Origin of the sequence: Mucilaginibacter paludis DSM 18603 (genome assembly GCF_000166195.2) — a bacterium.
Lineage (GTDB): Bacteria > Bacteroidota > Bacteroidia > Sphingobacteriales > Sphingobacteriaceae > Mucilaginibacter > Mucilaginibacter paludis.
Genome location: NZ_CM001403.1, coordinates 3238748 through 3250836, shown reverse-complemented (window position 1 = coordinate 3250836; position 12089 = coordinate 3238748). Strand labels below are relative to the sequence as shown.

At 41.3% G+C, this 12089-nt stretch carries 6 protein-coding genes; 2 read left to right on the top strand and 4 right to left on the bottom strand.

The genetic code is table 11. The annotated features are described in order from the left end of the window. Positions 1 to 50 precede the first annotated feature (50 nt). A complete protein-coding gene (locus MUCPA_RS13640) occupies positions 51 to 5021 on the top strand; it encodes a YCF48-related protein (protein WP_040625931.1) in 4971 nt (1656 codons plus the stop codon). Next, entirely contained in the window at positions 5018 to 5716 is a 699-nt protein-coding gene (locus tag MUCPA_RS13635) for a hypothetical protein (RefSeq protein WP_008507101.1), read from the top strand. The genes MUCPA_RS13640 and MUCPA_RS13635 overlap by 4 nt, the downstream gene beginning before the upstream one ends. Before the next feature lie 452 nt (positions 5717 to 6168). Here MUCPA_RS13635 and MUCPA_RS13630 read toward each other — a convergent pair whose 3' ends face one another. The 4 genes from MUCPA_RS13630 to glmM form a co-directional block, all read right to left on the bottom strand. After that, positions 6169 to 7743, bottom strand: a complete 1575-nt coding sequence (locus MUCPA_RS13630) for a right-handed parallel beta-helix repeat-containing protein (RefSeq protein ID WP_008507098.1) — start codon at positions 7741 to 7743, stop codon at positions 6169 to 6171. Positions 7744 to 7902: 159 nt separating this feature from the next. Further along, entirely contained in the window at positions 7903 to 8916 is a 1014-nt protein-coding gene (locus MUCPA_RS13625; protein WP_008507096.1) for a LacI family DNA-binding transcriptional regulator, read from the bottom strand. A gap of 139 nt (positions 8917 to 9055) precedes the next feature. Continuing rightward, on the bottom strand, positions 9056 to 10663 hold the full coding sequence (locus MUCPA_RS13620; protein ID WP_008507095.1) for a glycoside hydrolase family 31 protein: 1608 nt from the start codon (positions 10661 to 10663) through the stop codon (positions 9056 to 9058). 37 nt (positions 10664 to 10700) lie between these two features. Then, complete coding sequence (gene glmM, locus MUCPA_RS13615) at positions 10701 to 12086, bottom strand: phosphoglucosamine mutase (RefSeq protein WP_008507094.1); 1386 nt, start codon at positions 12084 to 12086, stop codon at positions 10701 to 10703. Between the last annotated feature and the right edge of the window lie 3 nt (positions 12087 to 12089).

The following is a 12089-nucleotide window of genomic DNA, read 5'->3' as shown; positions in this document are numbered from 1 at the left end:
TTTATTTCAGTAATTCACACCGAAATAAGGCTTTTTCACTTAATATATATATGATAAAAAGAATAACCTGTTTAATGGCCATTTTTTGGTGCATTGGTCTGTCTGGTTTATATGGTCAAACTTTCATCAAAAACTTTTCGGCAGCAACTTCTTTTGTGAAACTTGGCACTATGATGTATTTTGCTGGTGGTGATGTTAAGCAAGGCTATGGTTTATGGAAAACTGACGGCACCGCTGAAGGTACCGTTCTTGTCAAAAACATTGCACCAGGGCAAGTGTCTTATCCTATCGCCAATCTTTTAGTGTACAATAATAAAATATATTTTGCCGGTAATGATTCTGTAAACGGGCAGGAGTTATGGGTAAGCGATGGCACTGCTGATGGTACAAGTATGTTAAAGGATATAAATCAATACCACACTGGTGATAATGGTTCGCAGCCCAGCCAGTTCACCATTTGTAATGGCATGTTATTTTTTACGGCATCAACAGGCAGTGGCTTTATTACCTTGTGGAAAACGGATGGCACAGCATCAGGAACCGTACAGTTGACAACGCAATCTATGTCGGGTTTGGCACAGTTGACAGCTGCAGGTAATACATTATATTTTACAACAGGAAATAACCGCTCGCTTTGGAGGTCTGACGGCACTGCGGCGGGTACTAAAATGGTGAAAGTTGACGACTATGATGTAGTTGATCATTTACATGCGGTAAATGATCAACTCATTATGATCTCTGCCTATAATTATGATCACCCTAAAATCAGGCTCTATAAAATTGAGCCTGCCAATGATGCTGCTACCTTACTACAAACCTATAATGCAGTTACTTATGGCGATATTGACATTGATAACATTACGGGCGCTGCTGGGTCTACCTTTTTCTATAGTATAAGAACAGTAGATGCCAATGATAAAGCATTAGATGCCTTGTGGACAAGCGACGGCACCCCTGGCGGAACACATTTAGTTAAATCTTACGCGTGGTCTTCGCATCAAAGCAACTCATATATGCAGAACTTCACCTTTTACAACAACAAGTTCTACTTTGCTTTAACATCAAGTTTTTTAATGTATACCAGCGATGGTACAGATGCCGGTACTACAAAAATATCGACCACGCCAATGACGCCGAGCCGGTTGCCAGTATTTTCTAATCAAAAGCTATTTTTTACAGGTAACGGAGGTCTGTCGAGTTTTGATGGTAACTCCGTTAAGCAGGAAACCACCCAACCCACAAGCCCCGACCAGTTATTTGATGTTAATGGTACGCTATATTTTACATCAGCCAATCAATATTCTATAGACCTTTGGAGTAATGCCCCCATGGGGCAAATGCAAGTGACAGGGAATTACGGTTACCTGGCATCCGGTGGTAACATCAGTTTCAATTCAAAGGTAGACAGCATACTAACTACTGCTATCAATATCAAAAACATTGGCAATAAAGATCTTATTTTAAGCGAGGTAAGCGTTAGCGGTAATTCTTTTTATGTAAATGGCAAACCTACCCAAACAATACAGCCTGGTAAAACTACTACACTTAATTTACTTTACGACCCAACTAAAGAGGAGCAAAGTACTGGTGCCTTTGTTATCAAAAACAACGACAGTGCCAACGGCCTATTCAAAGTAAGCCTAAACGGCACGGCAGCAGGCACAGCAAAAAACAGGAATAATATACCGGCGGCAGGCTTGCTAAAGGCCATCGTGTTTAGTGCCGATAGTTTGCCGAAATTTGCTATCAGCAACAATTCCATTTTAGAGAATGCTCCATCGAACACGCTTATCGGATCGTTTAGTATGGGCAGCCAGGCCACCGGATATCAGTATACCTTAACCAGTGGTATCGGCGACGGTGATAATGCCAGCTTTAACATAACGAACGGGCAGCTCAAATCTCTCAGGTCATTCGATTTTGAAACTAAAAATACTTTTACCCTCAGGGTAAAGGCTACCAAGGATACATCGGTTTTTCAAAAAAACTTCGTTATTGCGGTGACAGATGTACAGGAAGACCTCGTTTCGCCGGTATGTGGAATAACCGGGCAAGATCTGGCATATACTTTAGACGATGTAGCTTATACCAATAATCGCATCATAGCTGTGGGGGCTCAAGGAAAGATCTTAACATCTGTTAATGATGGTGTAGACTGGAACCTAATCAACACCGGCACAAGCGAATCATTCGGCAACATACAAATGCTTAATGATAACACGGGATATGTATTAGGTTACTATGGCTCTATGGTTAAAACAGAAGACGGCGGCGCCAGCTGGTTCCCGATCGAATCACCTGACTTGAGTTATCCTTATCTTAACCGGTTCTATTTTTATTCGGCCCTTGTTGGTTATTGGTTCGGCGATTATAAACTATATAAAACCATCGATGGCGGTAAATCATGGAAAAAGCTCTCTTTTTCAGGTAGTAGTTTGTCGGCAGGCTGGTTCGTGGATGAGGATAATGGCTTCATATGCGGTAATGGGCAACTGCTTATGCGTACCAGTGATGGTGGTGCTACCTGGGTAAATGTTACTACACCAAGCCAAGGCTTTAATATCGGTTTTAGTTCCATTGCATTTTCAAATGCTAACAATGGTTTTATAGGTTGTTCAAACGGTGTTATTCTGCAAACAAAAGATGGTGGTGCTACCTGGACAAAGGCCGGTACTGCCCCGGGCTCGTACATAAACCGGATGAAGGTTTACGATGAAAAAACTTTTTATATTTTATTGGGCTTTAATGGCGGCGGGGTATACAAAACTATAGATGGGGGTGCCACCTGGACTACTGAATTAAATACCGCAAATTCCCTTTTAGGTATTGGCTTTAATGCGGCAAAAAACAAATATTGTTTAGTAGGCCACGCCTTAGGTTTGGGTTCTACAGCCAGCCAGGGCCGTTGTATTTATTTGAAGAATGGCTCTGATCCGTGGGCCGTTAAATCATCAATTGGCGGCGATAATTATTATACAGAGAATGTGTTAGATGCCAATACAGTTTATATATTCGGCTCGGGAAATGCTAAAACAACTGATGGGGGTATTACGTGGAAAAAGCTCAACGTTGCCAGCGATACTTACAACGCAATAAGAGCAAGCTGGTTTACCAGTAAAGATGTTGGCTACTACGGTAATTTGAACTACGTATATAAAACAATAAATGGCGGCGATACATGGACACAACTTAACGTGCCTGGTTACAACAACAACGCCCTGACTATCAAATTTATAAACGATAACGTTGGCTTTGTTTCAACCTATGCAGGTATTTTCAAAACGGTTGATGCCGGAGCCACCTGGACAAAGCCTCTTACCCTTAGCTCTTTAGGTGGTGTTAATGATATTTGTTTTGTAGATCAACAAACGGCTTATGCTGTTGGCTTTGGAAGTAATTTGTATAAAACTACTGACCAGGGAAGTACCTGGACGAGCTCAACTATAGCAGGAGATCTCTTTTTAATGTCGTGTTATTTTTTTGATAGCCAAACCGGGATTGCCGGTGGTCAGAAAGGTACTTTAATACGCACAACGGATGGGGGCAAAACCTGGACTAATATTTACACGCCTGCAATACTTACCTTTTATGGATTTACCTTTTACGATAAGATGCACGGTTATGCCACTACAAACAACAATAATAGTGGATCAAGCGAGATTTATGAGACCTTTGATGCCGGCTTAAGCTGGAGTCGGTTTCTACAAACTGGCGCAGGCATTTTCCAAACCAAAATAGCGGAAGGAGCGGCCATAGCTGTAGGTGATGGAGGGACTATTACAAAGTATAGTTCCGTTGGTTTACCACCAGTAAACGCCGGGTACATAAAGGGTGATACGGTTGTAGTATCGGGGAATACGTATGTTTATTCGTTACCTGCTGTATCAAATTCATACTATCGTTGGGCTATTCAAGGCCCGGCATCAGTCACTTATCAAAATAACAGCGTAAACGTCGCCTGGAAACAAGGAGGTACCTATACCATACAGGCAACCCCTTATAATAGTTGTAATAACGGTACGCCTCGTACCATCACGGTTGTGGTTCAGGATATTCCCGATCCGGTCATTAGCGGACCTGACACGGTGTTCAGCAAAACATCGAATATCAATTATACCGCAACTAACCATAATAGCAGCAACTATACGTGGGCGGTAACCGGCGGAACAGCAGTGTCAAACAATAATCAAACCAGCGTTAACTGGGGCAACCCTGGTGCAGGCTTGGTAACTGTTGTAGAAACCAATACAACATTAAACGTTAAAAAGTCGGCATCTAAGAGTATTTCCATCCTACCGGTACCATTCACTTTACCGGCCAATAACTTTACGGTTTCAACAACAGGTAGTAGTTGTAAAGGGACTAACAACGGTTCGATAAGTGTAAAAGCTGTACAAAAGCTTAATTATATAGCTACGCTAACAAGTCCGGATAATTCAGTGAAAACCATTGGCTTTGCCGATAGCTTAAGTGTAACTAACCTTGTACCCGGCAACTATAATATCTGTTTTACCATCACAGGCAACAACACTTACCAAAAATGTTTTAATGCTGTGATTGCCGAGCCTAAAGACCTTTCGGTTTACTCAACAGTTAGTGTAAATAAGCAAATCGCTACGCTAAATATGTCGGGTGCAGAAGTTTACTATGTTAGGGTAAATGATAGCGAATACCAAACCAACGGTACCCAGATAGACATACCCTTAAAACGGGGAATAAACCACGTTAAAGTTTATACGGATAAGCAATGCCAAGGTGTTTTTGAGAAGAGCATCAACCTGGATCTGGTGAGTTTATATCCAAATCCTGTAGTTGATAAATTAACTATTGATCTTGGCGGTAACAATGTACCGCAAGCCAATGTCGAGATCAGGAATATTTTCGGAAAGCTGATGTTTTCAAAAACATTTGTCAACAACGGAGTTCTGAATGTTGATGTAAGTAGTTTACAATCAGGGCTTTATGTAGTGAACTTGCTGCTCGGAACTACTCAAACAGATTATAAGATCATAAAGAAATGAAAAAACTGTTATTTGTTTCGCTCGTATTTATATTATTGCTAGCCGGATGTGGTAAAAAAGATGTTTCGGATAACACGCCAACCGGTTTACCCCCGTTGACATCAACCCTTGTGTTCCCTGCTCAAAACGCCCTCTGCATTTCTGGCAGTGTTATATCTGCCGGGCAAAGCAGTATAGCATTTAAATGGACAGCGGCCGAAAATGCCGATAGCTATGATATAACAATCAAAAATTTATTGACCGGTCTAATAACAACCCAAACGGTTAATCAACCCCAGGCAGATGTCGTTTTATTACGAAACACACCCTATTCCTGGTTCATTACGTCAAAATCGACTAAAAGCAGTAGCACTGCCAAAAGCGATGTATGGAAGTTTTACAATTCGGGTTCAGGAGTTATAGCTTATGCACCTTTCCCTGCAGATAATCTTATTCCAGCGTTAGGGCAAACTATAAGTTCAACAAATAACAAAGTGACGCTTAGCTGGACGGGAAGCGATATAGATAACGATATAGCGAGCTACGATGTTTATTTTGGCACTTTATCAGTACCTACTTTGTATAAAAAGGATATAACAACTGCCAGTGTAGATGTTTCGGTAACCCCGGCAACAAAATATTACTGGAAGGTGATCACTAAAGATGCGGTCGGAAATACTTCTGAGTCTGATGTGATACAATTTACAGTTAACTAAGCTGCACTATCTCCAATGTAGATAGTTATAGCGAGGTAGCAAGGTATTACGCTGGGTAACATTCAATTGAAATGGTGAGCTTTTAGTGAAGTATATAGCCGGAAACCAAATGCCTAATCAATAGAAAGTTAGATAAGGGAACAAATACTTACCCAGCATACATTAACAGAAAATACTTTGTTGCCTGTTTATTTAACAAACGGAATTCGTTTGTTATCACTTGTGGTAGCGTAGGCTGACTTGGATTTTTTCGCTCCTTTTCCGGGTAACATCTATTTCTAACACCATAAGGTTAATAGCTTGGCCAGCGAACTTAAATTTTCTGTTTAACTCAGCATTAATTGGGTATCGATACTTTTTATCAGAAATTTTAATTGATATTCTGTAAAGCGATTAAATAACCTAATCCTTGCTAACATACAAGGATTAGGTTATAACGAATAATGTAGCTGTTAATAGGCTGTTTCGTCTGCACCTATATCAACTCTTGAGTTTTGAACACGCGCCTGCGAATCAATATCAAGCTCACCAGATGCTGCTGTGTAACCCGGTAAACCACGATTTAAACAAGCCGAGGTGCTGGTTAAATGGAGATTAGGCGTTGGCAGGCTTGCAGTTATAAAGCCGGGGATATTGTAAAGGCCGTTTGCTTCTAAACCTGTTCCTGACTGGAAGTTTGCAAATGAGTAATAGCCACCTGAGTTAATTCCGCCCCAGTCAAAAGTAATTGTTCCTGATGATCCGCTTGATGTATAATAATCATCATAGTTCATGGTTAAATTTGTTGAAGTATAGCCTGATAAAGCGATAACCACCACATTGCTCCTTGACTGGATGATATTATCGAAAACATTCAAATGATCTGTATTTTGATATTCAACCTCGCCGCCATAGCCACCTTGCGAAAAGTTATTGTAAAATGTATTGCCTGACAAGGTTGAATAGGTCACCTTACTGTTCGCCTGGTTGGAACCGTATATAATGCCGGCAGTAACATTATTATAAATAAAATTATCACGTACATTGATTTGAGTAGCAGTGTAATTATTGTTTTCGCAGCCTACAGTGATACCGGCACCGTTGGCATAGCATGTATTGCCCTGTATATTAATATAAGAACCGCCATCTACATAGATACCTCCGGAGGTTGCTACTGGAGATACACAATTGTATACGGTATTGTAATTAACATTACCTCCCCTGGCAAAGTTTACGCTATCGGGCGCCGTTGTATAGCTGTAATGGCCCGACATATCAATACCAATATTGGTGATGTCGTGTACAACATTGTGTTCAATCAAGAAATCCTTTACGTTACCAGTCAGGGACAGAGCTTCGCTGTATCCTGTTGCGCAACTATAAATTGTATTGTAACCAATGTATACATTGCTGTATGCTGTCGATGAGGTACCTTCAACAAAAAGTGCATGTGCATTATTTGATGATGTTGGAACGGCCGTCATACTGGTTGTCCAGCCTACATTGTGTATGGAACAGGCATTTATTTGAACATCAGTACCGGAGCCTGTTACCGCGATACCGTTGGCAAAGGACATGATATCATTTTGAATGGTGATACCGTTTAACCGAACATGGCTTTTGCTCGCAATAGTTACCATATTAGTATTACTACCAGAATTAGTGCTGGTACCATCAAGATATACCGCTGCTCCGGAATAGTTTGTCACCGCGATTGGCGCAGCAGACGAGGCTCCCGAATGGGGGAACGATATCCGTTCTGAATAGGTACCTGCAAGTACGTTTATTGTTGCAGCTGCACCTTCGGTAGTTTTGTTTAACGCAGCCTGGATGGTTTTTAACGGGACTGATGTGGAAAGGCCGGTGTTTGTATCACTACCGGTAGCGCCGTTAACAAAATAATTGGTGCCTGGGCCGTTAGTTAAAGCCTTCGATGATTTGCCCACAGACAAAGTTGGGTTAGCTTCTGACGCAGTAGGCTGAAGAGCAGTTTTTGAACAACTACTCATGATAGCCATCGAGATCATAATTAAAGATAATTTTTTCATAATTTGTTTTTATAGATTAATTAACTCCAATTTCTACCTTTTTTAGCTACAGAACAATCTAACAGTCAAGTACATTGCTTAAATTCTGATAAAACAGCCCATTTTCGCTACGCAACCGTTTGTGTAATTTACATTTATATGAAGCAGGGGGGCGTCCCTTTAGAAAACCATTAAGCTTGACTCTATCGAAACATGCTGATAGATGACATCATTATTGTTTTTACTTTTCTCAATCAGATCCAAAGCCATTCGGATAGATGCCTTACCTTGTTCTGACGGAAATTGTTCAACTGATGCAAATGGTTTGTTTTCAGAAAAGCTCCATTGCGGTAAATTTGAAAAACCTACCAAACAAATTTCCTTTGGTGAATAGCCTTTTGATTTTAAAAAATCTCTGCAATCCAGTAGAACATAGTCATTAAAAACAATAATTGCTGTAGGGGCATTTTCTAAATTAATCAGTTTATTTAATGCAGCTATATTGGCTTTGGGGGTTAAATCTGTATGAACAACATAATCAGATATAAGTGGTAGTCCATTTTCTCTAAGACCTTTTGCATAGAGCGCTAACCTGTCTTTTGCTGCAATAAGGTTGCCCGGCCCGTTGATTAAACCGATAGAACGATGACTATTCACCACAAGTAAATCCATTGCTTTGAGAACACCTGGTGCAAGATTTGACACAACAAAATGCACATCTTTTCTATCAGGTATCCGGTCAAAAAAAACAATGGGTATATGAACATTTTCAAGCTGCTCAATACTTGAATAATTATGAGTATCCTTGGATATAGATATAATAATTGCATCCACCCTGTATTCCATCATCTTTTTGATTAAATCCAGTTCATGATCTGCATTTTCATGCGATTGACCAATCATAATATTGTAATCGCTGATAAAGGCTTCGCTTTCTATTGTATTTAACGCGTTACAGAAGAATGGTTCCGACAGGGAGGGAACGATCACACCAATTGTATAGGACCTGTTTTTATTAAAAAATATAGCCGATTTATTAGGAACATAATTTAAGGCCTTAGCTAAATCTTTAACCCTTTGTATAGTAACGCTCCCAATACTTGGATGACCTTGAAGTGCTCTTGAAACGGTTGACGCCGAGACTTTTAAATCCTTGGCAATCTCTTTTATCGTAGTAATTTTTTTTTGATTCATTTCAATTAAAAATTTATAATAAAAACAAGATTACTTCCCTCAGTGCTAATATTTTAAAACATGATTTTTTTATAAGATGGTTAATAATGGCGCCATTACATAAACGGCGGTTTGGATTTATAAAATTAGCTGTCGCTAACTAATCTAATTTATCAAAAGCCGGCAGGTCTCCAATAGATGCCTCTATCTTCACATTTAATGGCCCTTTAAATACTTTCCCATCCTGGCCCTTCCATTTTCCTTTTGGAAAATAAACCATCCTGGCAGAAGTTTTGTCGAGAACAGGAGCAACCAACAGGCGATTGCCCAACATAAATTGATCTTTAACTTCCGCAAGGGCCTGGCCCGGGAAAACGTATTCCAGGTTCCTTATTACAGGTTCACCGCTTTGTGCTGATGCTACTACGCATTGCAGAATATAAGATTTGTATTTTTTACGTAACAGCACTGCTTTTTTAACGGCCGCCAAGTGCTCTTTGTCCAGAATGCGCCACGGTGCTACCGAAAACTGCATCATGGGCATCAATGCACTGCACTCGGCAGACCGTACCACCAGGTCCTGATCAAACTTAGCCAGGCCGATAAACGAGCCGTACTCGCCACCGCCTATCATATCCGGGCAGGTAAACTGATAGCCCAACAAACCGGCGGCGGTTATATTGGGTATTAGTTTTTTAAGATCGTTCCAATTATGCTTTTTGTCGCGAAGGCGCTCGGCAATAGGTTGGCCGCCCCGTTTCCACATGGCGCGGTATTCGTTTAATTTATAACGCGTTCCAAAAACTCCCCAAAGTTCGCTTTGTTCGTTCGCATTCTTTTTTTGAAAAGTTACCATGTTCCCTGTATAAAACTCGATATCCCCGGCATCAAACTTAAACCCGTCTACGCCGTAAGCGGACATCATTCCATCAAGTTGCTGTTTATACCAGGTCTGAGCGGCATCATTGGTAAAGTCAAGGCATGCGCTATAACCGTTCCACCAGCTGATAATTGCGGGTTTGGTTGCATCCTGCCATTTCAGGGTTTTATCGCCGTTGTTATCCATGATTAACAATCGCTTATCATTCAGGTCGCGAAAGATTTGCGTATCCGGCGAGATAAACGGACTAACCCATATCATTACCCTGAAACCCAGCTGATGCAATTCTGTGATCATTTGCCTGGCATCCGGAAACCTGTCTTTCCGGAAAGCGAATTTGCCGTAATAATCGGCCCAGTTGTCATCAATCATCAAAACACCCGGCGGGAAACCGTTATCAATGATAGCGTGGGCATATTTCAGAATATCGGCTTGGTTTTGGTTGTAAACCAACTCTATCCAGGTGTTATACTGTGGTTGTGCAAACAGCAAGCTATCGGGCATCAAGGCGCTTGCCTTAAAATGCGCGCTGCTGGCGGCCTTAAAAGCCTCCGCGAGTGTTTTTCCACTATTGTGAATGTTGACGCTGTCGAGATTATCCGAAATGAGTAACTCGTTTTCAGAGAATGTAAACTTAAAGGGTTGATTGCTCCAGATATATCTGCCGGATGATGATAATAACAGCGGCGCCGATTGATTATCATTATTGTTCCCAAACAAATCGAAAGTATAGCCTGGATGGTATGGAGCCATAATACCCTCATCAACCGTACCGCCATACCATTTTTCGCCCTTTAAAATTTTAAAATGCTGCTGTGCTGCCGAAAACAATGGCAGTATAGTTAGCAAAAAGAAAACGAACTGCCTTGTTGATTTTTTAGTGGTCATGGCGATATGGCGTTTATTTTAATGGATAACCTATGGGTTAAATATTGGCAATACTTGCTATCTCTGCCATCATTTTTTTCGCCAAGTTATCGGCCTGCTCTATAGATCCGGCTTCTGCATATATCCTGATCACCGGCTCGGTATTTGATTTGCGTAGGTGTACCCATTGTTTATCAAATTCTATTTTTAAGCCATCAATGGTACTATAAGGCTGGTGCTGATATAATAATTCTACCTGCCTCAACAAACTATCAATATCAAAACCATCTGTTAAAGTGATTTTATTTTTTGAGATATGATAAGCGGGATAGCTACCTCTTAAAGCGGATACGGATATACCGGTTTTTGCCAAATGCGTTAAAAACAAGGCGATACCAACCAAAGCATCACGGCCATAATGAGAGGCTGGGTAGATGATCCCTCCGTTGCCTTCGCCACCAATTACGGCATTGGTTTCTTTCATTTTGTTCACCACGTTAACCTCGCCCACTGCCGATGCATTGTAAATGCCTTTATGCAATTCTGTAACATCGGCCAGAGCGCGGGTTGATGACAGGTTTGATACTGTGTTGCCTGGCGTATGTTGTAAAACATAATCAGCAACGGCAACAAGTGTATATTCTTCGCCAAACATGGCACCGTTCTCATCAACAAAACACAGGCGGTCTACATCCGGATCAACCGCTATGCCCAAACCGGCACCCGTTTCTATTACCCTGGCCGATAGCGCAAGCAAATTCTCGGGCAAAGGTTCCGGGTTATGCGGAAATTCGCCGTTGGGTGTACAATATAATTCTTCAACCTGGTTAACGCCAAGCGCTTTTAACAGCGGCGGTAAAAACAAGCCTCCGGTTGAGTTTACACAATCAATCACCACCTTAAAGTCAGCCTTTCTTATCGCTTCCACATCAACCAGCGGCAGAGCCAATATGCTGTCAATATGTTTTTGCAGATAACTATCATTACCGGTTAATTTTCCGATCTGATCAATTCTGGCAAATTCCAGTTCGGTATCTTCTGCTATTTCCAATACCTTTTTACCTTCTTCATCGTTAATAAACTCGCCGTAGGCATTCAATAACTTAAGCGCGTTCCACTGTTTAGGGTTATGGCTCGCGGTTATAATGATACCACCCCCGGCATGCTCCGCGGGAACGGCAATCTCCACAGTTGGCGTTGTTGATAGGCCTATATCTACCACATCAATGCCAATACTCATTAACGTGCCTACCACCAGGTTTTTAACCATCTCGCCTGATATACGGGCATCACGCCCTATTACAACTTTGCTTTTACCTGTAGTCTGAATTACCCAACGGCCATAGGCGGCCGTGTATTTAACAATATCGTTCGGGGTGAGGCCATTGCCCGGCTTGCCGCCGATAGTACCCCTGATGCCGGAAATTGATTTAATTAATGTCATTTG

Coding starts and splice junctions, on each gene's coding strand:
- MUCPA_RS13635 (WP_008507101.1), top strand. CDS start 5,018: ATGAAAAAACTGTTATTTGTTTCGCTCGTATTTATATTATTGCTAGCC.
- MUCPA_RS13640 (WP_040625931.1), top strand. CDS start 51: ATGATAAAAAGAATAACCTGTTTAATGGCCATTTTTTGGTGCATTGGT.
- MUCPA_RS13625 (WP_008507096.1), bottom strand. CDS start 8,916: ATGAATCAAAAAAAAATTACTACGATAAAAGAGATTGCCAAGGATTTA.
- glmM (WP_008507094.1), bottom strand. CDS start 12,086: ATGACATTAATTAAATCAATTTCCGGCATCAGGGGTACTATCGGCGGC.
- MUCPA_RS13630 (WP_008507098.1), bottom strand. CDS start 7,743: ATGAAAAAATTATCTTTAATTATGATCTCGATGGCTATCATGAGTAGT.
- MUCPA_RS13620 (WP_008507095.1), bottom strand. CDS start 10,663: ATGACCACTAAAAAATCAACAAGGCAGTTCGTTTTCTTTTTGCTAACT.